This window comes from Nocardia violaceofusca NBRC 14427, assembly GCF_963869435.1.
GTDB lineage: Bacteria > Actinomycetota > Actinomycetes > Mycobacteriales > Mycobacteriaceae > Nocardia > Nocardia aobensis.
Genome location: NZ_CAWMPM010000006.1, coordinates 148,451 through 173,704, shown reverse-complemented (window position 1 = coordinate 173,704; position 25,254 = coordinate 148,451). Strand labels below are relative to the sequence as shown.

General features: G+C 67.5%; 25 protein-coding genes and 1 pseudogene. 15 read left to right on the top strand and 11 right to left on the bottom strand.

From position 1 onward, the window contains the following. The first annotated feature begins 36 nt into the window (after positions 1 to 36). Positions 37 to 879, top strand: coding sequence for an SDR family NAD(P)-dependent oxidoreductase (locus tag AC5592_RS07475; protein ID WP_086007313.1), 843 nt, complete (start codon positions 37 to 39; stop codon positions 877 to 879). A 123-nt stretch (positions 880 to 1,002) separates the two neighbouring features. After that, a complete protein-coding gene (locus tag AC5592_RS07470) occupies positions 1,003 to 1,431 on the top strand; it encodes a hypothetical protein (protein ID WP_063063776.1) in 429 nt (142 codons plus the stop codon). 316 nt (positions 1,432 to 1,747) lie between these two features. Here AC5592_RS07470 and AC5592_RS07465 read toward each other — a convergent pair whose 3' ends face one another. Further along, positions 1,748 to 1,999: a hypothetical protein gene (locus AC5592_RS07465; protein WP_036506659.1), complete on the bottom strand. Its 252-nt coding sequence runs from the start codon at positions 1,997 to 1,999 to the stop codon at positions 1,748 to 1,750. A 219-nt stretch (positions 2,000 to 2,218) separates the two neighbouring features. Next, complete coding sequence (locus tag AC5592_RS07460) at positions 2,219 to 2,821, bottom strand: hypothetical protein (protein WP_157121650.1); 603 nt, start codon at positions 2,819 to 2,821, stop codon at positions 2,219 to 2,221. A gap of 172 nt (positions 2,822 to 2,993) precedes the next feature. Between AC5592_RS07460 and AC5592_RS07455 the strand changes: the two genes are divergently transcribed. Together AC5592_RS07455 and AC5592_RS07450 are read left to right on the top strand one after the other, a co-directional pair. Then, positions 2,994 to 3,878, top strand: a complete 885-nt coding sequence (locus AC5592_RS07455; RefSeq protein ID WP_063063774.1) for a helix-turn-helix domain-containing protein — start codon at positions 2,994 to 2,996, stop codon at positions 3,876 to 3,878. Further along, on the top strand, positions 3,875 to 4,084 hold the full coding sequence (locus AC5592_RS07450) for a DUF397 domain-containing protein (protein ID WP_063063773.1): 210 nt from the start codon (positions 3,875 to 3,877) through the stop codon (positions 4,082 to 4,084). Before AC5592_RS07455 ends, AC5592_RS07450 begins: the two co-directional genes overlap by 4 nt. Positions 4,085 to 4,105: 21 nt before the next feature. Here the strand turns inward: AC5592_RS07450 and AC5592_RS07445 are convergent, their stop codons facing one another. Beyond that, positions 4,106 to 5,128: an NADP-dependent oxidoreductase gene (locus AC5592_RS07445; RefSeq protein ID WP_232329247.1), complete on the bottom strand. Its 1,023-nt coding sequence runs from the start codon at positions 5,126 to 5,128 to the stop codon at positions 4,106 to 4,108. A 253-nt stretch (positions 5,129 to 5,381) separates the two neighbouring features. Between AC5592_RS07445 and AC5592_RS07440 the strand changes: the two genes are divergently transcribed. Together AC5592_RS07440 and AC5592_RS07435 are read left to right on the top strand one after the other, a co-directional pair. Continuing rightward, positions 5,382 to 6,071 (top strand): Rpn family recombination-promoting nuclease/putative transposase, encoded by a 690-nt coding sequence (locus AC5592_RS07440; RefSeq protein WP_063063772.1) that lies wholly within the window; start codon positions 5,382 to 5,384, stop codon positions 6,069 to 6,071. 77 nt (positions 6,072 to 6,148) lie between these two features. Beyond that, entirely contained in the window at positions 6,149 to 6,382 is a 234-nt protein-coding gene (locus tag AC5592_RS07435; protein ID WP_157121648.1) for a hypothetical protein, read from the top strand. A gap of 18 nt (positions 6,383 to 6,400) precedes the next feature. Here the strand turns inward: AC5592_RS07435 and AC5592_RS07430 are convergent, their stop codons facing one another. Next, on the bottom strand, positions 6,401 to 7,093 hold the full coding sequence (locus AC5592_RS07430; protein ID WP_063063770.1) for a helix-turn-helix transcriptional regulator: 693 nt from the start codon (positions 7,091 to 7,093) through the stop codon (positions 6,401 to 6,403). 134 nt (positions 7,094 to 7,227) lie between these two features. Between AC5592_RS07430 and AC5592_RS07425 the strand changes: the two genes are divergently transcribed. The 3 genes and pseudogenes from AC5592_RS07425 to AC5592_RS07415 form a co-directional block, all read left to right on the top strand. Beyond that, positions 7,228 to 7,752, top strand: coding sequence for a DUF2231 domain-containing protein (locus AC5592_RS07425; protein ID WP_063063769.1), 525 nt, complete (start codon positions 7,228 to 7,230; stop codon positions 7,750 to 7,752). Positions 7,753 to 7,781: 29 nt separating this feature from the next. Further along, positions 7,782 to 8,240 carry a hypothetical protein gene (locus AC5592_RS07420; RefSeq protein ID WP_036506677.1) on the top strand — a complete coding sequence of 153 codons (459 nt, stop codon included), beginning with the start codon at positions 7,782 to 7,784 and terminating at the stop codon, positions 8,238 to 8,240. 135 nt (positions 8,241 to 8,375) lie between these two features. Beyond that, positions 8,376 to 8,507: pseudogene (locus tag AC5592_RS07415) on the top strand (GTP cyclohydrolase I); the annotation flags it as partial. A 22-nt stretch (positions 8,508 to 8,529) separates the two neighbouring features. Here AC5592_RS07415 and AC5592_RS07410 read toward each other — a convergent pair. The 3 genes from AC5592_RS07410 to AC5592_RS07400 form a co-directional block, all read right to left on the bottom strand. Further along, on the bottom strand, positions 8,530 to 9,018 hold the full coding sequence (locus AC5592_RS07410; protein ID WP_063063768.1) for an SLOG cluster 4 domain-containing protein: 489 nt from the start codon (positions 9,016 to 9,018) through the stop codon (positions 8,530 to 8,532). A 53-nt stretch (positions 9,019 to 9,071) separates the two neighbouring features. Then, a complete protein-coding gene (locus tag AC5592_RS07405) occupies positions 9,072 to 10,460 on the bottom strand; it encodes a DUF7159 family protein (RefSeq protein WP_063920262.1) in 1,389 nt (462 codons plus the stop codon). Positions 10,461 to 10,614: 154 nt separating this feature from the next. Then, positions 10,615 to 11,937 (bottom strand): UDP-glucose dehydrogenase family protein, encoded by a 1,323-nt coding sequence (locus AC5592_RS07400; RefSeq protein ID WP_036506686.1) that lies wholly within the window; start codon positions 11,935 to 11,937, stop codon positions 10,615 to 10,617. Positions 11,938 to 12,061: 124 nt separating this feature from the next. On the opposite strand from AC5592_RS07400, the gene AC5592_RS07395 reads away from it, so the two are divergent. After that, entirely contained in the window at positions 12,062 to 12,598 is a 537-nt protein-coding gene (locus AC5592_RS07395) for a YdcF family protein (protein WP_063063767.1), read from the top strand. Between the two features lie 67 nt (positions 12,599 to 12,665). On the opposite strand, the gene AC5592_RS07390 is transcribed toward AC5592_RS07395, so the two are convergent. Next, a complete protein-coding gene (locus AC5592_RS07390) occupies positions 12,666 to 13,718 on the bottom strand; it encodes a M48 family metalloprotease (RefSeq protein ID WP_063063766.1) in 1,053 nt (350 codons plus the stop codon). A gap of 138 nt (positions 13,719 to 13,856) precedes the next feature. Here AC5592_RS07390 and AC5592_RS07385 point away from each other — a divergent pair, with 138 nt between their 5' ends. Beyond that, positions 13,857 to 15,500, top strand: coding sequence for a purine-cytosine permease family protein (locus AC5592_RS07385; protein WP_232329246.1), 1,644 nt, complete (start codon positions 13,857 to 13,859; stop codon positions 15,498 to 15,500). Between the two features lie 127 nt (positions 15,501 to 15,627). Here the strand turns inward: AC5592_RS07385 and dcd are convergent, their stop codons facing one another. Continuing rightward, positions 15,628 to 16,227 (bottom strand): dCTP deaminase, encoded by a 600-nt coding sequence (gene dcd / locus AC5592_RS07380; protein ID WP_063063765.1) that lies wholly within the window; start codon positions 16,225 to 16,227, stop codon positions 15,628 to 15,630. 155 nt (positions 16,228 to 16,382) lie between these two features. Here dcd and AC5592_RS07375 point away from each other — a divergent pair, with 155 nt between their 5' ends. The 4 genes from AC5592_RS07375 (at position 16,383) to AC5592_RS07360 (ending at position 20,226) form a co-directional block, all read left to right on the top strand. Then, entirely contained in the window at positions 16,383 to 17,051 is a 669-nt protein-coding gene (locus tag AC5592_RS07375) for a fasciclin domain-containing protein (RefSeq protein ID WP_063063764.1), read from the top strand. A gap of 117 nt (positions 17,052 to 17,168) precedes the next feature. After that, positions 17,169 to 17,816 (top strand): ECF RNA polymerase sigma factor SigK, encoded by a 648-nt coding sequence (sigK, locus tag AC5592_RS07370; RefSeq protein ID WP_063063763.1) that lies wholly within the window; start codon positions 17,169 to 17,171, stop codon positions 17,814 to 17,816. Then, positions 17,809 to 18,546, top strand: coding sequence for an anti-sigma factor (locus tag AC5592_RS07365; RefSeq protein WP_063063762.1), 738 nt, complete (start codon positions 17,809 to 17,811; stop codon positions 18,544 to 18,546). The genes sigK and AC5592_RS07365 overlap by 8 nt, the downstream gene beginning before the upstream one ends. A gap of 66 nt (positions 18,547 to 18,612) precedes the next feature. After that, positions 18,613 to 20,226, top strand: a complete 1,614-nt coding sequence (locus AC5592_RS07360) for a molybdopterin-dependent oxidoreductase (RefSeq protein ID WP_371507136.1) — start codon at positions 18,613 to 18,615, stop codon at positions 20,224 to 20,226. On the opposite strand, the gene AC5592_RS07355 is transcribed toward AC5592_RS07360, so the two are convergent. After that, positions 20,145 to 23,909: an ABC transporter ATP-binding protein gene (locus AC5592_RS07355; RefSeq protein ID WP_063063760.1), complete on the bottom strand. Its 3,765-nt coding sequence runs from the start codon at positions 23,907 to 23,909 to the stop codon at positions 20,145 to 20,147. The two genes, AC5592_RS07360 and AC5592_RS07355, sit on opposite strands and share 82 nt — an antisense overlap. After that, positions 23,906 to 25,249: an LLM class flavin-dependent oxidoreductase gene (locus AC5592_RS07350; protein WP_036506706.1), complete on the bottom strand. Its 1,344-nt coding sequence runs from the start codon at positions 25,247 to 25,249 to the stop codon at positions 23,906 to 23,908. The genes AC5592_RS07355 and AC5592_RS07350 overlap by 4 nt, the downstream gene beginning before the upstream one ends. Positions 25,250 to 25,254: the final 5 nt, after the last annotated feature.

Below are 25,254 nucleotides of genomic sequence, written 5' to 3'. Positions count from 1 at the left end.
CGAGCAGTATCCTAATTAACCGCAGATGAGAGGCATATGATGGCGACAGACAAGGTGTGGCTGATCACGGGAGCCTCGTCCGGATTCGGATTCGCGCTGACTCGCGCGGTCGCGGCCGCCGGCGGCCGGGTCGCCGCGACGGCCCGCGATCCCGAGCGCGCGCGGGCCCTGCGGGAGTTGGCGGCCGAGCATCCCGAACGAATCCTGGTCGCCCCGCTGGACGTCACCGACGCCGAGCAGCCCCGGCAGGCGATCGCGCAGGCGAAGCAGGCCTTCGGACGGATCGATGTCGTGGTGAACAACGCCGGCTACGGGGTTTTCGGTGCGCTGGAGGAGATTCCGGACAGTGACGTGCGCGCCGTATTCGAGACCAATGTCTTCGGATCGCTCAACGTCGTGCGCGCCGCGCTGCCGGTATTGCGCGAGCAGCGGAGCGGTCAGCTCGTACAGATCTCGTCGGTGGCCGGTGTCGCCGCGCCGTCGCCGGGGCTGGGCCTTTATGCCGCAACGAAATTCGCGGTCGAAGGGATGAACGAAGGATTGCTCCGGGAGGTCGCCCATCTCGGCATCGGTGTGACCATCGTCGAGCCCGGCATGTTCGGCACCGGTTTCGTTGCGTCACTGGGGATTACACCCACCGCCCATCCGGACTACGGCGACAGCGTCCGAGCGGCCTACGACCGTTTGTCCACCCTGGATCCCAGCGTGTACGGCGATCCGGACGAGGCCGCGCGGCAGATCGTCGCCGCGGTCGAATCCCCCACGCCCCCGCTGCGACTGCCGATCGGCCGGGACGCGATCGCCGCGATCCGCGCCAAACTGACGGGGGAACTCGCCGCCCTGGATGCATTGGACGGCGCCACGGCGAGCATCGGGTAGTTGCCGGGTCTCGGCACGTCGCGCGGGTCGAAATCCGGGGTGGCAGGCGCGCGGGAATGCCGCTAAGGTCGTTGCGTTCCACCGGCACGGTGCCGGTGGAGTTCTTCAACGGGGGTGGGCCGCATGGCATTCCGTAAATCGACGATTCAGAAACAGCTGGCCGAGAAGCTGGCCGAATTCGCTCCTCCGGGTGAGCAGATGCAGCTGGCCTTCCAGGCGATCACCGGCCCCAGCCCGTGGGTGGACGATCTGCCCTACGTGCGGTTCGCGATGCTGTTCGTGCGCAAGTACTACTTCGTGGTGCTGACCAATACGTCGGTCGTCATCGTCGAGGCGAACAAGTGGACGGGCCGGCCCGCGAGCCTGGTCTGCGCCGAGCATTTCAGCACGGCCATGTTCACGGAGATGAAGATCAACCCGCTCTGGTCGAGGGTGTACTACCGCATGCCGCACACCGGAGCGCCCGAGCGCCTCAATGTGCATCGCCGCTGGCGCGAAGAGCTCGACGCGCTGGTGTCGCGACTCCCGCAGTTGGCGAATCTGGCTGCCTGAGAGCAGGCGGGTCATCGCCGCCGCTTCCGCGAATCCGATTGCAGGGAAATGATCTTCGCGTCCTCGCTACCGGTCGTGTTTGCGCCCGAATCCGTCGCGGTACGTCCGTAGTCCCCGGGTCCCACTTCGCGCGTCCAGAACGGAACGACGTGCGGGTTGTGACTCGGGGCGATGGTCGTGACCACGTACTCCGCTTCACGCAGCGGATATGGTCCCCACACACCGCTCGGACACGCGCCTGCATGGATACCGCAGGAGGCAGCGGTGGTGACGATCGCCCAGTGCGCGAACAACTCTCGGTTGCGATGCTCTGTCATCACCTACTCCGCTCAGGCTCGTCGCGTACCACGCGGGCGGCGAGGTAGTGATCCCAGAATTCACGGCGGACCACATCCCACAAGTCCGCCAGATCCGGACGTAGTTCCCGCGCGGCGGCGAGATCCGTGCCCGGCGGGAAGAGTTCGTCGATGTCGCTGGATGTATTGCGTACGTTGATGATGTCGATGCCACCGCGTCCGTGCCGCCACGTCGCGCGCAGCCCGCGCACTTCGGTGATGCGGGTCGTCATCCGGCACCGCACCGATCCCGGCACCACCGCAACCCGAGTTCTTCGAGATCCAGGCGCTCCCTGATGTGCTGAACGCCTATCGGCAACGGAAGAGTATCGGATTGCCTGGCCGGCAACGGCATCCGACGCGGGCACGTTTCCGGGAGCCGCGAGCCGACCGCAACCCGAACCAGACAGATGGTGCCGAAGCACAACCCGATCGTCAGCATCAGGCTCATGTCACCGCATCCTCTGTGCTGCAACGCATTCCCGGACAGCGCTGAGTACATCTCCCGCAAGCGGTCGGTAGTCACCGACGGGCGCATCGTTCCACAATCGATACGCATCCGACTGCAGAGTTCCCGGAGCGGGAAGCGCGATCTCGGCGTTCACACCGGCGATGTCGACGTAGTGCCGAAACATCTCGGCGTGCAGCAACGGATCGGTCAGATCGGCATCGGCGGGAAGAGTGAGGAAGGTCCACCGCATCGAGCGCGGATGAGCGATGATCGGCCCGGCCGATCCGGACATGTCGACCAACCGCCCCCGCACCCGCGCCCCGAGCGCACTCGGCATCGACAAGGCGGCCAACGTCTTTCCCGCGCGCACGACCAGCCGCCCCGACCCCGGATGCACCTCGGCATCCAACCCGAACGCGCGCCGGTAGATCATCGCCCAGTTCTGCGGAGCACTCTCCGCACCTGCAGGCACATCGCTGAGCACATCATTCATCGCTCCCTCGATTCGAATAGGCAGCACACGACCGACCTCGGTGGCGTTGTAAAGTGCTGCGCTCCAGTGGCTTTCACCAGTCCGACAACCGCTCCGCAACAGCAGGCCCACCGCTACCCGGTGGCACGCATTGCGGCTGCCTCCCCTCTGTTCCAGTGCATCACCTTCAGGTCGAAATGGCACTGTCAGAACGGCATATGCCAAAAGACTGGGCGAAACCCCAGCACTGCTGTCATGCTGGCAGTCGACTTCTGCCAATTTTTGGTACTGCCAAGGGGGCTGTGTGGCCGACGAACGCGCATCATTGCCGCGACGACAACTGGGGCGCTTCGTCCGCCGCCAGCGCGAAGAGAACACCTCACTGACGCAAGAAGCTGTGGCGAAAGCCATGCAGTGGAGTCACAGCAAGTACGCACGGCTCGAACGGGGCGAACCGGGCAAGGTTCTCGACCGCGATCTCGCCGAACTCGGCAAGATTCTCGAGATTCCCGAGAACCAGGTAGGCGCCATGATCGAACTGGCGCGTCAGGTAGCCGAAAAGACCTGGTACAACTCGTTCAACGATCTCATTCGAGCGAACTTCGACGTGTACATGCGGTTGGAGACAGACGCGCGCTCGATGGAAATCTGGCGACCGGATATCGTGCCCGGCTTGTTTCAGACGGCTGACTATGCCGGCGCACTGAACCGGATCTACTTCCCGAAGGAATCCGAGGAGGAACACGCGCGCCGAATTCAGCTGAAATTGCAGCGCCAGAAGATACTTACGCGCAAGAAGGCACCGGTCGTCGTTGATCTCGTGCTTCACGAGTCTGTTCTTCACACGGTTGTGGGGAATCATTCCGTCACAGCAAGCCAGCTGAGGCACCTAGCCGATATCAGCACCAAACCGAACGTCACCGTCCGTGTTCTGCCTTATGCGGCCGGTTTTCCGCTCGGCACACCGGTAGGACCGTTCGCCATTCTCGACTTCGAGACCAGCTCCAACGGCGTAGCCGAACCGACAGTCGTGTACGTCGAGAACTACACCGGTGACATGTACCTTGAGGAAGACGCGGACGTCCAGCGATACCGCAGGGCCTCCGCGACCATCCAGCATACAGCGCTGGATGCCGTGGCCAGCAGGATGCTGCTACGGCGAGCAGCACGGAAGGACGCAACCAAGTGAGCAATGACCGTCTGGCGGAGGCGCAGTGGTTCAAGAGCACGCATAGTTCAGGTAATTCGGAGTGCGTCGAGGTCGCCTTCCTCGACCACGGCATGGTCGGCGTCCGCGACAGCAAGAACCCCTCCGGCCCCGCATTGATCTTCACCCCCGGCGAATGGAATGCCTTTGTCGGCGGCGCGAGCAGCGGCGCATTCGACCGAGCGTGAGCGTGCTGCACCCACGATGCGTCAGGGCTCTGCGACCTCGACCAGTTGCTTGCCGAGATTGCGGCCCTCGAAGACGGCGCGCAATGCGCTCGGCGCGGATTCCAGTCCCCTGCTGACGGTTTCGGCAATGGTTATCGCTCCCTGGGCCTGCCATTCGCGCAATGCCGTGAAGGCTTCCGGAAAACGGTCGAGGTAATCGAGGAAGATGAACCCCTCCATGCGCGCCCGGTCCAGCGCCAGCCTCATATAGTTCCGCGGCCCCAACGGCGGATCGGCACCCTCATAACCGGACGAGATCGCCCCGGCCAGGACGACACGTGCGTGAGGGGCCAGGTGCGCCAGACCGTATTCGAGAATTCGGCCGCCGACACCGTCGAAGAAGACGTCGACACCGTTGGGGGCGAGATCGGTCAGACGGGCATCGATATCGTCGTGCTTGTAGTCGAGGGCGGCATCCAGACCCGCGTGGTCGATGATCCAGGAGCACTTCTCCGGGCCACCAGCGATACCGATGACCTTGCAGCCCAATGCCTTTGCTATTTGCCCTGCGATGGACCCGGTGATACCGGCCGCCGCCGAAACCAGCACCGTCCGACCGGGCTCGGGACGGCCGATATCCGTCATACCGAAGTACGCGGTCAAGCCCGGCGGTCCGAACAGACTCAGCATCGATGTAGGGGGCACACCGTCGGGCACAAGGTTCAACCCGAACAACCCGCCCGCAGACCGAACGACGTAGTCCTGCCATCCCACCATCCCCGCGACCCAGCTACCCACCGGACAATCCGGGTCGTTCGAGCGAACCACCTGGCCGACACCACTGCCACGCATCACCGCGCCGATCGGCACGGCGTCGATATAGTTGTCGGACGCGTTGAGCCAGCCCCGCTGTGTGGGATCTATTCCCAGCCAATGCACCCGAATCAGGGCCTCTCCGGGCCCCGGCACCGGGACCGGCACATCCCTCAACTCGAAATCTTCGTCCCGCAGTGCCCCTACCGGCCGTCGCCGCAACACCCACTGCCTGTTCACCGCGTCCACCACCGGGCGATAGTAGATCGCCCGGCACCCGCCGCTCGACTCCTTTTCCGCCCGGGCGACAGCGCACGACATCCGGTTGCTGCGCGAGCGGTCGCAGTCGGTCTCGCCCGCCGCGGCTTGGCCATCGCCGATCGGCTTGCTACTGAAATCTGTTCGTCTACAACTTCTTTCGCGGCTCGGCGTGTTACGCCAAGTGGGCGCATGGTCTACAACTGAACACCTCCGGCTGTCACAGCCTCAAGGTAGCTTCGCGTCCATGCCCGCCAACCCGTCGAATCCGCACGACGCCTACTTCCGGCGCGTACTGAGCCGCCCAGCCGACGCCGCGTGCGAACTCCGCGCGGCGCTCCCGGCAGCCGTCACCGACCGGATCGATTGGGACACACTGCGTTTGCAGTCCGGCAGCTTCGTCTCCGCGGATCTGCGCTCCCGCTACAGCGACCTGCTCTACCGCACTCGCCTCGACGGCCATCCCGCCTACATCTACTTGCTGATCGAACACCAAAGCCGCAGCGACCATTTCATGGCCCTGCGCATCGTGGAGTACCTGGTCGGCATTTGGAATCAGCATCGTAGCCAGCACCCGGAGGCGCGCACCCTGCCCGCGGTGATCCCGCTGGTCGTGCACAGCAATCACACCGGCCGCCCATGGAAGGCCCCGACCGAAGTGGCCGATCTCATCGACCTCGACCCATCCGCCCGAGAAGCATTGCAGCCTCATCTGCCCCGGCTTCGGTTCCTGCTCGACGACGTGGCGGCACTGGACCTGCCCGCCCTGCTCCGACGGGATCTCACACCCGCCACCCGAGTGATGCTGGCCCTGCACAAAATGGCACCGAACAACATCGACCTCGGCACCGATATAATTTCACTGATCGACGACCTGCGTGCACTGCTGTTCGGCCCGAGGGGAAGGCACAGTTCCAGGCCGTCATCGCCTACGTGATGACCGTCAGCGACATTTCGGAAGTTGATCTGCTCCCGTTGGTCGATCAGCTCGGACCGCCAGCCAAGGAGGCAATCGTGACCACTGCCGAACGGCTCCGCGCCGAAGGCGAAGCCCGCGGGGAAGCACGGGGTGAAGCACGCGGGGAAGCACGCGGGCGTGCCGAAGCACTCATCGAGCTACTCACCCTCAAATTCGCTCCCCTACCCGCGGACGTCACCAAGACCGTCCACGCGGGCACTCCCGAGCAAGTACGCACCTGGACAGCGCGTGTCCTCACCGCGACAACCCTGGACGAAATCTTCGCCTGAGCCCGCAGCCGCTCACCCCTACTGCGCGGGGCGGAGTTCCACGCAGCATTCGCCGGCGGTCGGCGCCAGCACCGCTTCGAGTGTCTCGGCTTTCAGGCCGGACAGCACTCCGCGTAGATAGGCGTGGTTGAGGCCGCAAACCAGGCCGGGGGCTTGGGTGGAGAGAGGGTGGAAGGGGCAGTTGCGCAGGCGTAGGCAGTTCAGCGGGTCGCGGCTGGGTTCGAAGCCCTGGTCGGACAGGATCGCCTGCACCACCGTGAGGGCGCGCTCGACGCCCAGGCGGCCGGGGCGTAAGCGCTCGCGGGCGTTGTGGCCCAGCGTATTTCCGCGTTCGGCCGCGACTCGTTCGGCGGCGTCGCGGGCCGTTTCGCCGGTGCTCTCGGCCAGCACCGCATCCATCAGGATCTCGGCCAGCACTTCGTGGCGGCGTTCGGGGATGTTCACCCGCACCTCGGCGTCGGTGGGCTCGTACACCTTGGGAGCGCGGCCGACGCGGCGCAGGCCGCCGGTCTGTTCGTAGCGCGCCTGGAGGAGTCCGGCGGCGACGAGTTTATCCAGATGGAAGGCAGCCAGCTTGCGCGAGATACCGACCTGTTCGGCCGCTTCGTCACGAGTCACCGGCCGCCGGGCCGCGCGGATGAACCTGTACATGCCGCGCCGCAGTTCGTCATCGAGCACCGCGACCGCACCGATCGCCGAATCGCTGGTCATCCGACCACAATAACGCCTAATCGCATGGGTCGAAAGATCGATCGCATCGATTCACGGGCGTTGTATTGACCACAGATACAGTTTCACCAATACTTATTGGCGAAACTGAACCTCGACCGAGGGAGGGTGGAGTCATGGCGGATGATGTCGTGGCCGGAGATTTGGAGCAGGCCAAACAACCCGTCAGTGCCGCACTGGCCGGGCCGTACGGGCATCCGTTCCACCCGATCCTGGTGACGGTGCCGATCGAGGCGTGGGTCGCGAGCCTCGTCTTCGACATCGGCTCCCACATCGTCGACGACCCGCAGTTCCTCGCCCGCGGGGCCGAATGGCTGGTGGCGATCGGCGTGCTCGGCGCCTTGGCCGCCGCCTCGATCGGCTTTCTGGACCTGTTCGCCATCCCGTCCGGAACGCCCGCGTTCCGCACCGGACTGACGCATATGAGCCTGAATCTGGTCATCACCATCGCCTATGCACTGAACTTCTGGTGGCGGACCGCGGCCGGCACCGATCGCGCGACACCCGTCGGGCCCCTGGTCTTGTCGATCGCATCCCTGCTCGTGCTGGGCATATCCGGATATCTCGGCGGCAAACTCGCCTACCACTACGGCGTGCGAGTCGCCGGCGAAACCACGCAGGCCACCGGCTACCGCCGCTGACCTTCCCTTCTCATATTTCGGGAGTCACCATGGGCATCGCAGCTCTGATCCTCTGGCTGCTCACCGCCGGCGGAGGGTTCTTCCTGCTGGCCACCTGGATCGCCAAAGGCGGTGCACGACAACCCAGTTCGAGCCATCTGCCGCCGCCGGTGATCTTCGGGCACTTCCTGCTCGCCGCCGCCGGCCTCGTGGTGTGGATCATTTACCTGGTCATCGACAACGACGCCCTCGCGTGGGTCGGATTCGCCTTGCTCGTGCCCGTCGCGCTGCTCGGATTCGTCATGTTCTTCCGCTGGCTGCCGGTGTTCCGCGCCCGCACCGCGAACCAGGCCACCGACCACGCGGCGGCAAACCTGGCCGGGGCACACGAGGCCGCAGAGCCCGCCGAGCGGCATTTCCCCGTGGCGATCGTCGGTGGGCACGGCGTCCTGGCCGTCGCGACGCTCGTGCTCGTGCTGCTCACCGCTCTCGGCGTCGGTGGGAGCTAGCGTGTCCGTCCCCGCGTTACACGTCGTCCACGAGACCGGCGCCATCGACCTCGCGGTCGCCGAGGATGCCGCTCGGACCTTCCTCACCGCGTTGGGCGTCAGCCTCGACAGCGAACATCTGCAGGCCACGCCGGGCCGGATGGCGCGCGCCTACGCCGAACTGAGGGCTACGACGAACTGGTGCTGGCCCGCCGCATCCCGTTGCGCTCGGTCTGCGAACACCATCTGCTGCCGTTCGAGGTGACCGTCGTCGTGCCCGCGGCCTGAACTCCGCGCCCTGAGGCGAGCGTCAGCCGCCGGGTCGAGCACCCGCCACGGCGAATGCGACCGCCTCGGCCGCATTCGCCGCCCGGTGACTCCCCTCGACCGCTCCGCCCTCGGCATCGAGGATCTGCCAGCCACCGATCGACACCACCGGCACGTCCCCACGTCGATTGGCGAGCGCCAGCTCCGACAGCGTTCCCCAGGAACCGCCCACCACGATCACCGCGTCCGCCGACCGGACCAGAATCGCGTTCCGCGCCTCACCCATCCCCGTGTACACGACGGCGGACAGGCCGTCACACACACCCGCGCGGTCGGTGTCCGGCCGGACTCCGATCATTAGGCCGCCTTCGGCCGACGCACCCTCGGCGACCGCCGCCATCACCCCGGTTCCGCCGCCGCACAACACGATCGCGCCGGCCCGGGCCAGCAGCCGCCCGACCTCCCGCGCGATATCGGCCTCGGCGTTCGTGCAGTCGCGCGGCCCGCAGACCGCGACCTGAACAGGGGGCATCTCGCACACTCCTCGGGCGTGGCCGATAGGTACTGCGGCAGCGGCGAAACCACCTACTGCCGCGGCGGGAACGGTGGCAGCAGCGGCGGAATGGTCGGCACCACGATCGGCGGCAGGCCCGGGACGACGATGGTCGGCGGCCCCGGCGTCGGGGGTGCGGTCGTGGTGGTCGGCGCCTGCCAGTTCGGAGTGGGCGCGGCGACCGAGGCATTGGTGGCATCGGTGGTCGGCGCTACCGAGAGGTCCGCGGAGGCGCGGGGCGGCGCGACAGGCACCGAAGTGGAGGCGGAGGTGTTGCTCTGGGAATCGCCGCGCAGAACCGATTGGCCCCAGCCGAGCCCGATCCCGAGCGCGGCGACGACGACCAGCGCACCGACCGCCACCCCGGCCACGCTCAACTCCCGGCGACGACCGGCACCGACAGCACCCACCTTGCCGCCGAGTGTGCTCGTGGCGCGCGCCTTGTTCCGCTTGCGCGCGCGTCGCAGCGCATCCTCGGACAACCACACCGGCGCCAATTGCACGGTGTCGTCGGCGGATCCGGGCCCGGGAGCCTGTGGAACCGGCGCGGGTGTGGCCACCTGGGCGGGGCGGGCGAGCAGTGCCGCGCCGCGCACGATCACCGTCTCCGGATCGGCGGGCACCAGCACCGGCATCCCCATCCACCGCTCCAGAATGCGCGCGATCAGAGGAATCCGGGCGCAACCGCCGATCACGAAGACCGCCTGCACGGCCTGTTCGGAGCGCATCATCACATCGCGGGTCATGCGAGCCGAGGATTCGACCGCGAGCATGATCAGCGCTTCGAAGTTCTCCTGCGACAACAACACCAGGCCGTGCTCGGACGGCACCGCGACCGCCGTGGTACTCGACAACTGCTCCTTGGCCTGCCGGCATACGCCGTCCAGGGCCGCCAAACCCTGTGCGGTGGGGGGATGTTCGATCCGGCCGGAGGCGATCTGCTGTTCGCGGATCAGCGAATCCAGGTAGTCGCCGCTGATGTCGCTGGTGCGCTCGCTGTGGCTCACCTGGCCGGACTCGACGTCGATCACGCTGACCGAGAGGCCGGAACTGCCGAGGTCGTAGAGCGCGACCGTGCGATACCCCTGCAGTTCACCGGTGGCGCGCAGGAATTCCCGCGCCGCCGCGACCTCGGGCACGAGTTCGTAATTGGTGAGCTGGCGACGCGCCAGGGCGCCCCGCAGCGTGCGCGCATGCTGTTCGTTGCGATAGGCCAGCGCGGTCGCGGCGATCTCGGGCGCGGAACCGAAGACGGCGCCGACGGTTTCGGCGGCCACATCGTCCATGGAGTGCTGCTCGCCGACCGGCATCGCCTGCACGTCGAAGGCGGTGGCGACGAATCGTTCGGCGGAGTTACCGGGATGTGGGATCGCGACGCGAATGGCGCCGGCCCCCACCGAAACTCCCAGTACCGAACTCATCTGCCGCCCATCTCGTTTCACGCTTCCCGACCGGTACGCCCCGGCCACCGCCCCCACCGGCCTGCGCTGGGCCGTGCGAGCGCCCCCAGGCCGCCGTGAACGGGCCCGATGCGCATGCCGCAGGGCGCCGCCACTCTACCTGGCTCCCGCCACACTACGACGTGCCGAGTCCCGCGTACACCCATCCCGCGGCGGTCCACGCGGCGCGCTCGAGACAGTTGCGTCCGTCGATGATGGAACGCCCGCGCACCACCGGCTCGAGGTCACGCGGCGAGAGTGCGGTGAACTCGTCCCATTCCGTGAGAACCAGCACGACATCCGCCCGATCACACGCCTCCGCCACCGAGGTCGCGTAGTTCAGCGTCGGAAAGACGCGACGGGAGTTCTCCAGCGCTTTCGGGTCGTAGACCGTGACCACCGCACCGTGCAGCTGGATCATTCCGGCCACGTTCAACGCGGGCGAATCGCGCACATCGTCGGATTCCGGTTTGAAGGCCGCGCCCAGCACCGCCACGTTGGCGCCCAGCAGCGAACCGCCGCACGCCTTGGCCGCCATATCGACCACCTTGGTGCGCCGGCGCATATTGATGTTGTCGACCTCACGCAGGAACGCGACCGCGTGATCGGCGCCGAGCTCCCCCGCCCGGGCCATGAACGCCCGGATGTCCTTGGGCAGACAGCCACCGCCGAAACCGAGCCCGGCGTTGAGGAACCGCCGGCCGATGCGGGCGTCGTGGCCCAGCGCGTCGGCCAGCATCGTGACATCGGCTCCGGTCGCCTCGCAGACCTCGGAGACGGCGTTGATGAACGAGATCTTGGTGGCCAGGAACGCGTTGGCCGACACCTTCACCAGTTCCGCGGTGGCCAGATCGGTGAGCAGGAACGGCACCTGCGCCGCGATCAGGTCGGCGTAGATCTCGCGCACCTGCGCTCGCACCCAGTCGGCGCGCTCGCGTTCGCCGTCGACACCGAGGACCAGCCGGTCGGGCCGCAGCGTGTCGCGCACCGCGAACCCCTCCCGCAGGAATTCCGGATTCCAGGCGACCTCGACGTCGGTGCGCGCGCGGGATCGCATCCGGCGGCCCAGTTCCGCGGCCGTGCCGACGGGCACCGTCGACTTGCCGATCAGCACCGACGGCCGCTCCAGCAGCGGCGCCAGCGAATCGGCCACGGCGTGGACATATTTCAGGTCCGCGCCGTATTCGCCCTTCTTCTGCGGGGTGCCGACGCCGAGGAAGTGGGCGTCGGCGTGCGCGGCCGCCTCCTCGTAGGAGGTGGTGAAGCGCAGTCGCCCGGCGTCGAGGTTGCGGCGCAGCACCGCTTCCAGGCCGGGTTCGTAGAACGGCACGACGCCGTCGGACAATTTGGCCACCTTGCCGGGGTCGATGTCCACCCCGAGCACCTCGTGACCGAGCTCGGCCATGCAGGCGGCATGGGTGGCTCCCAGATATCCCGTCCCGAATACCGTCAGACGCATAGTCGATTGATACGCGGCGGGTATGGCCGGTCCGCGTCCACGAGGCGAGGGCGCAGGCAACAGTGGGTGTACAGGGAGAAACCGCCGCCGATCAGCGCATTCGCCGACCACCTACCATCGCAGAGTGCGAAAACGGTGGTGGGTGCGCGGTGCGGTGGGGGTGGTGCTCGTGCTCGCCGTCGCGGTGGCGGCGCTGTGGCCGGTGTACGTGCGCCCGCGTACCGACGCGCCGCGCCCGGCCGATGCCATCCTGGTCCTCGGGGGCGCCCACGACGGCCGTGAGGAGCTGGCGCTGCGCCTGGCCCACGACGGTTACGCCCCGCAGGTGGTGTTCTCCGATCCCTACGACCACTCCCCGCTGATCAATCGAATCTGTCACGGCGGATACAGCTTCCGGGTGAGCTGCTTCGATCCGGAGCCGCGCACCACACGCGGCGAGGGACGCGAACTGGCCGCCCGCGCGGCACGGGAGAACTGGCGACGCGTGATCGTGGTGACCTTCACTCCGCACATCTCCCGCGCCCGGTATGTGCTCGGAAAGTGCTGGGGCGGTGAGGTTCTGCTCGTCGACGCGCGGCCGCACATCGGGCCGGCGCGGTGGGCCTACCAGTACCTGTATCAGTCCTCGGGATATGTCAAAGCCGCCTTCGAGGACTGCTGAACCGGCGGCCGTCGAGCCGGGCATCGGCTCCACGACCTTCCGGCTCGCTCACGGCCGATCCGACACCTCACCGGTCGGGTCCCGGAAAACCTTGTGCCGCACCACCTTCCGGAAGCACCGGCCCGGAATAGCCGGCGATGCGCACCCGCTCGTCCATGCGGTCGCGGATATGGCGAACGCGTTCGCCGACCGCGGTGCGCGGCGCGTACGCGGACACCGAGAGTGCGTACAGCGCCGCCGCGTCGCCGGACTCCGCCCGCCGTTCCTGCAGCGCCACACCGAGATCCGTACCGTAACCCAGGTCGACGGCCGCCCGGTCGGCCCGGTAGTCGATGCGACGCACGACCGGAACGAGAGCGCAGGCCGCCACCTCCGGAGCGATACGCAGCAGCAGCGCGGCCGGAAGCCCCACGATCACGGTGGTGGCCGCGATCGCCGGGCAGGCGACCAGCACCCGGCTGACCGCACTCCATCCGATACCGAAGATCCGGGCCGCCGGCGGAGTCATCCGCCGCGTCAGCCACGCTCCGACCGCCGCGGGGCCCGACAGCAACACCCGCTCCAGCCACACCAGCGGCAGATTGAAGTACCGGAACACGAACTGGCACAACGACACCCGTCCCTCGGACCGATACCCGAGCTCCCGGGCGAGTACCGCTTCGAGTTCCCGCGGGGGCGCACCGAGTACGGCCGACGGGACCGCGATCATCCGCCGGGGCAGCAACAGTTCACGCTCGCTCTCCCGGATCCACAGCGAATGCGAGGAGGAGGCGATGCCGGATCGGCGGGCCACCCGCTCCCACGCCGTCATCAGCGCGTGCCGCTCGCCGGAAGTGGGCGCGCGCACCCCGAAACGCGCCGACAACCACCGCCGCTCGGCGCCCAGGAAGCACACCACCGCGACGAGAACACACACCACCAACCACGCGATGGCGAGAATGCCGAGGGTGCCGAAACCCATCGCCAAACCGAGCCCGTAGAGCACCACCGTGAGGATCGCCGCGGTGGGTGCGGCGGCCAGTACCAGCGCCGCCCAGGAGCGGATCCGGTCGGTCGCGGAGGGCCGGATGGCCGCGCCCGCGCCGGGGTCGTTCGCCTTCGCTGTCGAGTCAAAGGTCATGCACCACGGTAAAGGGAGAGCACAAAGCCGCACGTCGCGGGGCGTTACACGGCGGTAACCGAGCGGCAAACCGGACACCACATCGGGCCTGCACCCTCGAAAGGCCGCGCCGAGCGCGGGAACGATGAGGAGTAGATCGTGGTTGATGTGCAAACCCGTCCGGCGACCGCTGCCGCCGCGACGAAGGAAACCCTCGAGGACTACACGCTGCGTTTCGCGCCCCGCAGCTATCGCAAATGGAGTCCGGCAGTGGTCGGCGTCTCCGCATTGGGCGGCATCGCCTATCTCGCGGATTTCTCCATCGGCGCCAACATCGGCATCGCGAACGGCACCGGAAATGCGTTGCTGGGCATCGGCATCTTCGCGATCATCATCATGATCACCGGATTTCCGCTGGCCTACTATGCCGCTCGCTACAACATCGATCTGGATCTGATCACCCGCGGAAGTGGATTCGGTTACTACGGTTCGGTGATCACCAACCTGGTGTTCGCCTCGTTCACCTTCATCTTCTTCGCCACCGAGGGTTCGATCATGGCGCAGGGCCTCAATCTGGGCCTGCACATCCCGCTGTGGCTGGGTTATCTGCTCTCCACGGTGCTGATCTTCCCGCTGGTCGTCTACGGCATGAATACGCTGGCGAAACTGCAGGTCTGGACGACGCCGCTGTGGCTGCTGCTGATGGTGTTACCGTTCGCGTTCCTGCTGATCCGCCACCCCGAATCGATCGACTCGTTCTTCGCCTACGGCGGTAAGGACGGTGCGGGCGTGAGCCTTTCCGGTGCGCTGCTGGCCGCCGGTGTCTGTCTGTCACTGATCGCCCAGATCGCCGAGCAGATCGACTATCTGCGGTTCATGCCGCCGAAAACCCCGGAGAACGCCCGCAAGTGGTGGGGCTGGATGCTGCTGGCCGGGCCGGGCTGGGTGATCTTCGGCGCCGTCAAACAGGTCGTCGGCCTGTTCCTCGCGGTCTATCTCATCGCGAATCTGCCGGGAGCACAGGACATCGCGAATCAGCCGGTGCATCAGTTCCTGGAGATCTACCGCGATATGGTTCCGTCCTGGCTGGCGATGACGCTCGCGGTGGTGCTGGTGGTCATCTCACAGATCAAAATCAATGTGACCAACGCCTATTCGGGTTCGCTGGCGTGGACCAACTCGTTCACCCGCGTCACCAAGACCTATCCGGGCCGGCTGGTATTCCTCGGGGTGAATCTGGCGATCGCGCTGATCCTGATGGAAGCCAATATGTTCGACTTCCTCAACGACATCCTCGGCTTCTACGCCAACTGCGGTATCGCCTGGATCGTCACCGTCGCAACGGATATCGCGGTCAACAAGTATCTGCTGAAGCTCTCGCCCAAACAGCCCGAATTCCGGCGCGGCATGCTCTACAACTTCAATCCCGTCGGCCTGGTCGGCTTCGGATTGTCGGCGGTGCTGTCGATCATGACCTTCTTCGGCGTCTTCGGTGCCGCGTTGAAACCGTATTCGCCGATCGTCGCCGTCGTGATCGCCTTCGTCGCGACCCCGCTCACCGCGGTTCTCACCCGGGGTAAGTACTACCTGCGCCGCGGCGACGACGGAATCGAACTGGACATGTTCGACGAACACGGCAACCCCTCCGGCGAGACCCTCACCTGCCACGTCACCGGAATGGACTTCGAACGGCCCGACATGATCGCCTCCGCGGTCCCCGGGCCGGAGGGCGAAATCCAATACATCAGCTCACTGGCCCTGTCGACGGACAAATCAGGCGCGCACGTGCTGCCGCCGAGCTAGCCGGATGCCGACGTAGTGAACGTATCGTGCAAACCTCGGCGGTTTTTGCGGTTTTCTCGCATTGACGTCGAGGTTTGCACGAAAAGTTCAGGTCCCACTCCAACCACACTTCCAGCAAAGGTGCTGTTCAGGACTCCGCGGGCTCCGGAATCGAATCCTGCGGCAGCGGAAAGTTCATATACGCGCGCGAGGGCGTGGGCCCCCGCTGGCCCTGATATTTCGAGCCGGCCGCCGCACTACCGTACGGGTGTTCCGACGGACTGCTCAGGCGGAACAGGCACAGCTGGCCGATCTTCATACCCGGCCACAGCGTGATCGGCAGATTCGCCACATTCGACAACTCCAGCGTGATGTGACCGCTGAAACCCGGGTCGATGAATCCCGCCGTGGAATGGGTGAGCAGGCCGAGCCGCCCGAGGCTCGACTTACCCTCCAGGCGTCCGGCCAGATCATCGGGCAGGGTGCAGACCTCGAGCGTCGAACCCAGGACGAATTCGCCCGGATGCAGGACGAACGGCTCACCCTGGTCGGGTTCGACCAAGGTGGTCAGTTCGTCCTGGCGTTGCGCGGGATCGATATGGGTGTAGCGAGTGTTGTTGAACACCCGGAACATTCGATCCAGCCGCACATCGATACTCGACGGCTGAACCAATTTCTCGTCGAACGGTTCCAGCCCGAGCCGCCCGGCGGCCAGCTCGGCACGAATGTCGCGATCGGAAAGCAGCACGGCGGTCAGCCTAGTAACCCGTGTTCGCGGGCTCGCAGCCGCACAGCGAGCCGGCGCGAAATCCGTCCCATCCGCGGTGGCCGGCAGCGCGAATTCCGTCCCGTCACCAACGAGCTGTACGACCGCGGGGTCGTCCGGAGGAAAGCGATGAACCGATGAAAAGTATGCAGCGCGCTGTCGTCACCGCGGCGCTCGTGTCGGCCGCCCTGCTGGGAGTGTCGGCCTGTTCTTCCGACGACAACTCCGGTTCGGGATCGTCGTCGTCCATGACAAGCGGTAACGCGATGACCAGCACCATGATGTCGCCGAGCGGTTCGGCCGCCGATGCCATGGCCGGCCTGGTCGGTCCCGGCTGCAAGGCCTACGCCGAGCAGGTGCCCTCGGGCTCGGGCTCGGTCGAGGGGATGGCACAGGATCCGGTGGCAACCGCCGCCTCGCACAATCCGATGCTGACCACACTCACCGCGGCCGTCTCCGGGAAGCTGAACCCGCAGGTCAACCTGGTCGATACGTTGAACGGCGGCCAGTTCACCGTCTTCGCGCCCACCGATGACGCGTTCGCGAAACTGCCGCCGGCCACGATCGACAGCCTGAAGACCGATAGCGCCACGCTCACCGAGATCCTCACCTACCACGTGGTGCCGGGGCAGATCGCACCCGACGCCATCGCCGGTGAGCACAAGACGGTCGAGGGCGGCACGGTGGAGGTGACGCGCTCCGGCGACATGATCAAGGTCGGCGACGCGTCGGTGGTCTGTGGTGGCGTGAAAACCGCGAACGCGACGGTGTACCTGATCGACACCGTGCTGATGCCGCCGGCCTGATCACTGTCGAGCCGGCGTCGGCGCAGGTCGCGGGGTTGTGAGAACTTTTCCGCCGCTCGCCCCCATCCGGCACGCCGGGCATGTCGAAACTCTTCCTATGCATGCAGGAACGCACTCATGACCGGCGATCCGGAGTTCACCTCGATCCGCCTGGCCGACATTGACGAGGCCCCGTCGTGTCCGCCGGGCGGCGGCGAGCGAGCGGAGGCGCAGCGTGAGCTCGCGACTCTGCTCGCGGCCGCCGCCACCGGCAACCGGGACGCGTTCACGCGGTTCTACCGCGCGACCAGTGCGCGGGTGTTCGGGCTGGCATTGCGCATCCTGCGCAACCACAGCGCCGCCGAGGAGGTCACCCAGGAGGTCTACCTGCAGGCGTGGACGGCCGCCGAACGCTACGACGCCGCACTGGCCAGCCCCATCGGCTGGTTGATGATGCTCACGCACCGGCGCGCCGTGGACCGGGTGCGCACCGAGCAATCGGCGACGGTTCGTGATCGTGTCTTCGGCCACGCCCATCTGGGACGCGAGCACGACGTCGTCGCGGAGACCGTCGGTCAGCGACTGGAGGAGCAGGCGGTGCTGCTCTGCCTGGACACCCTCACGGCCACCCAGCGAGAAGCGGTCGCCCTGGCCTACTACAGCGGGCGCACGTATCGAGAGGTCGCCGAACATCTCGACGCGCCACTCCCCACCGTCAAGAGCCGTATCCGGGATGCGCTGAAGCGGCTCCAGAACTGCCTTTCAGGGGTTGCCTCCCATGCCTGACACATCCGAACACGAACTGCTCGACCTGGCCTATCCGTACGCCCTGGACGCCGTCGGCGATTCCGAGCGCGACGAGATCGAACAGCGCGTCGCCACCGCCGGTCCCGAGACGAGCCGGGCCTTCACGGTGGTGGTTCGCGGCGTCCGCGAGACGATGGGCGCGTTGTCGGTCCTCGATGCGAAAGAGCCTGCGCCGGAACTGGAAGCGCGCATACTCGCCGCACTCGACCGGGCGCGGCCCGCCGATCCGTCCGCCGCGGTTCCGCTCACCCGGCCGTCCAGGAGGCCTCGGCTACGGTGGCTGGCCGCGGCGGCCGCGGTAGTGGTGGCGGCGGGAGTCGGCGGCGGGATCGTCGCCCAGCAACACGCCGGACGGACCGCGAATGCGCCGATGGCGGAACAGATCATGCGACAGCCGGATGCGCACACCGCGAGCGCGCCGCTGAGCACCGGCGGCATGCTGACGGTGCACGCGTCCACCGGAATGGGCGCGGTCACAGTCGCTTTCGACAGCGTGCCGCCCGCGCCGCAGGGCCATGTGTACCAGCTGTGGGTGGTACCGCCCACCGGCGCGCCGCGCTCGGCCGGAGTGATGGACTCGATGCCGAGTTCGTCCGCGCCGATGGTCGCGACCTACTCCGGCGGCGACGCGCTGGCCGTCACCGTGGAACCCGCGGGTGGCTCCCCGGCTCCGACGACGACTCCGATCGGCACCATGCCGATGAGCTGACGAACGGTGCCGTCCGCGCGGTCCGGCGTCACGAATTCCTCACCCCACCTGGGAATCGAGGAGATCATGATCGATACGGCTACGCGCGGGCCCACCGCGCACCGCGGCACGCTCGGATTCGCCGCCGCCGCGCTCGCCGGGGTTCTGGCCGGTGCGACGGTGCTGGGAATCGGCGAATTCGTGGGCGCGATCCTGGATCCACGCTCCTCGCCGTTCTTCGCCGCCGGGGCGACGGTCGTCGATCACACGCCGCAGCACCTGCGCGAGGAGGCGATCCGGCGCTTCCGCAGTCACGACAAGGATGTGCTGTTCGCCGCCATGGGCGCGGCGATGGTGGCGCTTTCCGCACTGTGCGGTGTGCTCGAACGTCGCCGGCGCATCGGCAGCGCGGTATTCGCCGTGCTGGGTATCGCGATCGCCGTGGCGGCACTGCGTCGCCCGGATGCGCAGTGGTGGTTCGCGGTTCCGACCGCGGCCGGTGTGGTGGCGGGGCTGATCGCGTTGCGGCTACTGCTCCCACACGGAGGGCGCCGCGGCGAGGTCCGGGACCGCAGTCGGGGCGGTGTGCCGAATCGTGTCCGGCTATCGGACCACGGTGACGCCGAGGACCAGCGTGAGGCGCCGGAGCGGCGTGGGGTCGGTGCGCGCGCGGAATCACTTGGCAGCGCACGGATTTCGGTAGACGCCGATCCTTCCGATGCGATTCGAGTGGAGCGCCGGCGTTTCCTGGCGATGGTGGCAGGGGTCGGCGCGATCGCGATCGGCGCCGCGGCGGCCGGACGATTCGTCGCACAGCGGCTGCGGGACGTGGCCGCGGACCGAGCGAGATTCGTTGTGCCGAAGCCTGTTTCGGAGGCCGCACCGATCAGCCCGGTGATGTCGCCCCTGTTCCCGGGGTTGACCCCGTTCGTTACACCCGGCAGCGACTTCTATCGGGTCGATACGGCGCTACAGGTGCCAGCGTTCAGCAGTGCCGAGTGGCGTCTGCGCATCCACGGAATGGTCCACCGCACAGTCGAATTCACGATGGACGACCTGCGTCGGCGGCCCGCGATCGCGCGCATGATCACCCTCACCTGCGTGTCCAACGAAGTGGGGGGCACTCTCGCGGGCAATGCGGTGTGGACCGGATACCGGCTGGCCGATCTGCTCCACGACGCGGGCGTGCCCCCCGACGCCGATATGGTGTTGTCCCGCAGCGCCGACGGATTCACCGCCGGGACGCCGATCCAGGCGATGACCGACGGGCGCGACGCCCTGCTCGCCGTCGGCATGAACGGCGCGCCGCTGCCCCTCGAACACGGCTACCCCGCGCGGCTCGTGGTGCCCGGCCTCTACGGTTACGTCTCCGCCACCAAATGGGTGGTCGTCCTCGAGGTGACCCGATTCGATCGCGCACAGGCGTATTGGACGGCGAGGGGGTGGGCCGGACAGGCGCAACTCCCCCGACACCTGGCGGCAATGGACCTACCGGTGGCAGGCCACCCCGGGCGCCCACACCCTGCGCGTCCGCGCCACCGACACCACCGGAACCACCCAGCCCGCTCAGCGCCGTCCACCGATGCCGGACGGCGCGACAGGGTGGCATTCCCGCACGGTCAGCGTGCGTTGAGCGGGCGCGCCGATTCGCGGTCGTCCTCGCGCGACGCCCCCACATACGCCCGCCACAGCGCCGCGTAGGTCCCGTCCGCCCGCAGCAGCTCCGCGTGCGGGCCGACCTCCGCCAACCGGCCGCCCACCATCACCGCGACGATGTCGGAGTCCGCCGCGGTCGCCAGCCGATGCGCCACCACGATCGTGGTGCGGCCCGCGGTGAGCACGTCGATGGCCGCGCGCACCCGGGCCTCGGTGGCGAGGTCGAGGGATGCGGTGGCCTCGTCGAGGATGAGGATGTCGGGTTCGACGAGTTGAGCTCGGGCGAGGGCGAGCAGTTGGCGCTGCCCGGAGGACAACAGCCTGCCCTGCGGGCCGATCGGGTGGTGGTAGCCGTGGTCGAGTCCGGCGATCATCTCGTGGGCTCCGACCGCCCGGGCCGCCCATTCGATCTCGGCCGGGTCGGCGTCCGGTTTCCCGTAGGCGATGGCGTCGCGCACGGTATCGCCGAACAGGTACGGCTCCTGCGGCACCACGCCGAGCCGTTTGCGGTAGTCCTCGAGCCGGAACTCGCGAATATCGGTGCCGTCCACCAGAATTCGCCCATCGCTCGGGTCGTAGTAGCGGGCCAGGAGTTTGACCAGCGTGGACTTTCCGGCCCCGGTCTCGCCCACCAGCGCGACCCGCTGCCCGGGTTCGATACGCAGCGTCACGTCGTGCAGGACGGCGGCGTCCTCGGGCCGGTACCGGAAGCCCACATCCCGGACCTCGATCGCACCGTCGACGCGGTGCACCGCCTGCGGCCGCGCCGCCTGCGGGGTGGCGACCTCGACCGCGAACAACCGGCCGAGCCGATCGACACCCACCACCGCCTGCTGATAACTGTCGAACACCTGCGACAGCTGCTGAATCGGGGCGAACAGCAGATCGATGTAGAGCAGGAACGCGATGAGCGTCCCGGCGCTCAGCTCCGCACCGCGCACCTGATGCACACCCACGGTGAGGACGGCGGCCGTCGCCACCACCGACAGGAATTCGATGAACGGGAAGAACACCGCCATCAGGGTCTGGCTGCGCAGCCGGGCGTCGCGGTACTCCCACGACAGCCGGTCGAATCTGGCCTGGTTCCGCGCCTCGCGGCGGTAGGCCTGCGTGACCTTGATGTTGTCGACATTCTCCTGCAGATAGGCGTTGACCGCGCTGACCTTGTCCCGCGCCGTGTTGTAGGCGGGCACCGACAGCCGCCGGAACCACACCGTGGACGCGATGAGGATCGGCATCAGCGCCAGCACCACCACGGCCAGCCGGGCGTCGATCACCAGCAGTGCGATCACCACGCCGCCGATGGTCAGCGAGGAGGTCAGCGCGGTCGACAGTCCGGTCTGCAGGAAGGTGGACAGACCGTCGACATCGGTGGTCATGCGGGTCATGATCCGGCCGCCGAGTTCGCGTTCGTAGTACTGCAGGCCGAGCCGTTGCAGCTGGGCGAACGTCTTCACCCGAAGGCCGAACAGCAGCCGTTCCCCGGCTCGCCCGGTCACCCGCACCTGCGCGACGCTGATCGCCCAGTCGACGAGTACCACCGCGGCCGCGAGCGCCGCCGCACCGAGCAGGACATCCCGCGCGCCGACCAGGACTCCCCGGTCGATGCCGTAGCGCACCAGGACCGGGATCAGAATCTGCGCGATCGCGTCCAGTGCGACCAGGCCCAGGCCGGCCAGCAGCGGACCGGCGAACGGCCGCAGCAACCGGCGCAATCCGAACTCGGGATCGGCTGTGCGAGTGAATGTGTCGGACACCTTCGGCTCACCGGTCACCGGTGGCAGCGCGTCGATGAGGGCCTGCACGTCACCGCTGGGCGGTGCGGAGGTCATCATGCCGCCGCCGCGCCCGAAACCGCCCGCCCCGGCCGCATGGTGGGAGAACGCCCGCGCCATCTGCTCCAGGGTGCGGCTCTCGTCGCCGTACTCGGCGGGTTCGGCCCACAGGATCTCGGTCGGCACACCGTCGGTCGTACCGCGCAGTGCCGCACCGATTTCCGCGACATCGGGTGGCGTGAACAGCGTCGCGAACAGGGCTCCGGATTCCTGGAGCTCGGCCAGGGTGCCCGATTCCGCGACCCGGCCGCCGTCCAGGATCACCACCCGGTCCGCCAGGGCAAGCGTTGAAACACGGTGCGCTACGACAACTGTCGTGCGCCGCTGCACCTCGGCGGCGATGCGTTCGAAGATGGTCTGCTCCACCTTCGCATCGATAGCCGACGTCGCATCGTCGAGCACCAGCACGGGGGCGTCGGTGATCAGCGCTCGCGCCAGCGCGAGCCGTTGTCGTTGGCCGCCGGAAAGCCGTTGTCCTCGTTCGCCGATCGACGTATCGAGCTGTTCGGGCAGCCGCCGGACGAAGTCGTCGGCCGCGGCCAGATACAGAGCGTGCCAGACCTGATCGTCGGTGGCCTCCGGACGGCCGTAGGCCACATTCGCCCGGATGGTGTCGGCCATCAGATGCGTGTCCTCGAAGACGATGGCCACCCGGCCGCGGAGATCCGGCACCTCGCGCACATCCACGCCGTCGATCCGCACCACCCCGGCATCCGGATCGATCAGTCGCGGCAGCAGTGCGGTCAGTGTCGATTTCCCGGATCCGGCGCCGCCCGCCAACGCCACCGTCGACCCGGCGGGGATGGTCAGGTCCAGGTGGTCGAGTACCGCGGTGTCGCCGATCCGCACACTCACGCCGGACAGGTCGATCCGCGGCGGCGCGACGGCCGCGGCGAGCGGGTGAACCGCGGCCGCCTCCCGCCCCGGGCCCGCATCGATGACCTCGCGCACCCGATCCAGCGACGCCTTGCCCTGCTGGCTCACCGTGAGCAGTGTCGAGAACTGCCGTACCGGACTGACGAACGACCCGAGATACGTCATGAACGCCAGGAACGTGCCCAGGCTGATGCTCTGGTGGAGGGCCAGCAGACCGCCCACCACCAGGATGAACACCTGGCCCAGGGCCGGCAGGGCCGCCATCGCGGGAGTGAACCGGCTGGTGATCCGCACCACGCGCAGCCGTGACCGGAACAGGTCACGGGCGCGCTGCTCCAGTTCACCGGTCTCCCGGCGCTCCTGCCCGAACCCCTTGACGACGCGAACACCGGCGACCGCGGACTCCACCCGCATCGCCACCTCCGCCGCCTGGGCCTGTGCATCCCAGTTGGCGGGGAACAGTTCTCGCTGCGAGCGCCGGGTGACGAACCACAGTGCCGGCAGCAGCACCAGCGCGATGCCCGCCAGCGGCAACGACATCGTCGCCATCAGCACCAGCGCCGCCACCAGCAGCGCCGCATTGCCGGTGACGATCGGAATCAGTTGCAGGAACATCTGAATCAGCGTGATGTCGCTGATCGCGCGGCTCACCACCTGTCCGGTGGACACCGCCATCTGCTCGCGGCCGGGCATCCGCACCAGCGCGGCGAACAGATCCGACCGCAGATCGAACTGGACGCCCAGCGACAGCGTGGACGAGCACACCCTGCGCAGCATCGACAGCCCGAACCGGAGCACACCGATGACGATCAGGACGGTGACGGCGGCGGCCAGCGGTACCCGGGAATCGCCCAGCGTATCGACGACATGGCGCACCACCAGGGGTAGTGCCGCGGTCAGCGCGGCACTACCGAGGGCGCCTGCGGCCGCACCCGCGACGGCACGCGGATGGGACAGACATCGATGCAGCAGATATCGCACCCAGCCCTGATCGGCAGCCGAATCCGTCCGGCTCACTGAGCGATCGCCGCATCGGCGGCCGCGCTGAACCGGTTCTCCGGACGCGCCAATCCGTAGTGCCCGCGCAAGGTGGTCGCCTCGTATTCGGTCCGGAACAGGCCGCGCTCCTGCAGGATCGGCACCACCTCGTCCACGAACCTCTCCAGCCCGGAGGGCAGGGCGGCCGGCATCACGTTGAATCCGTCGGCGGCGCCGTCGGTGAACCATTCCTGGATGGTGTCGGCGACCTGTTCCGCGGTGCCCGCGAAGGTCCGGTGCCCGCGACCACCGCCGAGGCGCGCGATCAGCTGGCGCACCGTGAGTCGTTCGCGGCGAGCGAGGTTGACGATCAGCGTGAACCGGCTCTTCGCCCCCTGGATCTCGTCCTCGGTCGGCAGATCCGCGGGCAGTTCGCTGTCCAGATCCAGCGCGTCCACCGGCAGCTTGAACCGCTCCGCGAGGGTGCGGCGCTGATATTCCGGCTGGATGAGGCGGGTCAGCTCGTCGTCGAGTTCCCGTGCGTGCGCTTCGGTGTCGCCGATCACCGGGACGATGCCCGGCAGGATCTTGACGGTGCCGGGGTCACGTCCGAGCCGACGCGCCCGCTCCTTCAGATCGGCGTAGAACTGCTTGCCGTCCTCGAGGGTCTGCTGCGCGGTGAAGACCGCCTCGGCGTAGCGGGCGGCGAACCCCTTACCGTCCTCCGACGAACCAGCCTGCACCAGAACGGGATACCCCTGCGGCGACCGCGGCACATTGAGCGGTCCCGCCACCCGGAAGAACTCGCCGATATGGTTGATCTCGCGCACCTTGTCCGGGTCGGAGTGGATGCCGAGTTCCTTGTCGCCGATGAAGGCGTCGTCGTCCCAGCTGTCCCAGAGTTTGGTCGCCACGTCGACGAATTCGGCGGCCTTCTCGTAGCGCAGCCGATGATCGGGAACGTCGTCGAGGCCGAAGTTGCGGGCCGCGTCGGCACCGGCGGTGGTGACGATATTCCAGCCCACCCGGCCGCCGGACACCCAGTCCACCGAGGCGAAGCGCCGCGCCAGGTTGTAGGGGTCGTTGTAGCTGGTCGACGCCGTGGCGATGAGGCCGATGCGGCGGGTGCGCAAAGCGATCGCGGTCAGCAGAATCGTCGGCTCCAGCTTGCCGACCGGCCGGCGGCCGGGATCACCCTGCAACACCGGCGAATCCGCGAAGAAGATCGAGTCGAACAGGCCCCGCTCGGCCGTTTCCGCCAGATGGATGTAGTGCTCGATATCCAAGTGCGCCAACGGGTCCGATTCCGGCAGCCGCCACGACGCCTCGTGGTGGCCGGTCGACATCAGGAATGCGTTCAGATGCAGAGTTCTGCTCATCGGTG

Bases quoted from the DNA above. Each gene is read 5' to 3' on its own strand.
- AC5592_RS07365 (WP_063063762.1), top strand. From the start codon at position 17,809: ATGCCTGACACATCCGAACACGAACTGCTCGACCTGGCCTATCCGTAC.
- AC5592_RS07390 (WP_063063766.1), bottom strand. From the start codon at position 13,718: ATGACCTTTGACTCGACAGCGAAGGCGAACGACCCCGGCGCGGGCGCG.
- AC5592_RS07360 (WP_371507136.1), top strand. From the start codon at position 18,613: ATGATCGATACGGCTACGCGCGGGCCCACCGCGCACCGCGGCACGCTC.
- AC5592_RS07465 (WP_036506659.1), bottom strand. From the start codon at position 1,999: ATGACGACCCGCATCACCGAAGTGCGCGGGCTGCGCGCGACGTGGCGG.
- AC5592_RS07400 (WP_036506686.1), bottom strand. From the start codon at position 11,937: ATGCGTCTGACGGTATTCGGGACGGGATATCTGGGAGCCACCCATGCC.
- AC5592_RS07350 (WP_036506706.1), bottom strand. From the start codon at position 25,249: ATGAGCAGAACTCTGCATCTGAACGCATTCCTGATGTCGACCGGCCAC.
- AC5592_RS07470 (WP_063063776.1), top strand. From the start codon at position 1,003: ATGGCATTCCGTAAATCGACGATTCAGAAACAGCTGGCCGAGAAGCTG.
- sigK (WP_063063763.1), top strand. From the start codon at position 17,169: ATGACCGGCGATCCGGAGTTCACCTCGATCCGCCTGGCCGACATTGAC.
- AC5592_RS07405 (WP_063920262.1), bottom strand. From the start codon at position 10,460: ATGAGTTCGGTACTGGGAGTTTCGGTGGGGGCCGGCGCCATTCGCGTC.
- AC5592_RS07425 (WP_063063769.1), top strand. From the start codon at position 7,228: ATGGCGGATGATGTCGTGGCCGGAGATTTGGAGCAGGCCAAACAACCC.
- AC5592_RS07375 (WP_063063764.1), top strand. From the start codon at position 16,383: ATGAAAAGTATGCAGCGCGCTGTCGTCACCGCGGCGCTCGTGTCGGCC.
- AC5592_RS07410 (WP_063063768.1), bottom strand. From the start codon at position 9,018: ATGCCCCCTGTTCAGGTCGCGGTCTGCGGGCCGCGCGACTGCACGAAC.
- AC5592_RS07475 (WP_086007313.1), top strand. From the start codon at position 37: ATGATGGCGACAGACAAGGTGTGGCTGATCACGGGAGCCTCGTCCGGA.
- AC5592_RS07430 (WP_063063770.1), bottom strand. From the start codon at position 7,093: ATGACCAGCGATTCGGCGATCGGTGCGGTCGCGGTGCTCGATGACGAA.
- AC5592_RS07420 (WP_036506677.1), top strand. From the start codon at position 7,782: ATGGGCATCGCAGCTCTGATCCTCTGGCTGCTCACCGCCGGCGGAGGG.
- AC5592_RS07440 (WP_063063772.1), top strand. From the start codon at position 5,382: ATGCCCGCCAACCCGTCGAATCCGCACGACGCCTACTTCCGGCGCGTA.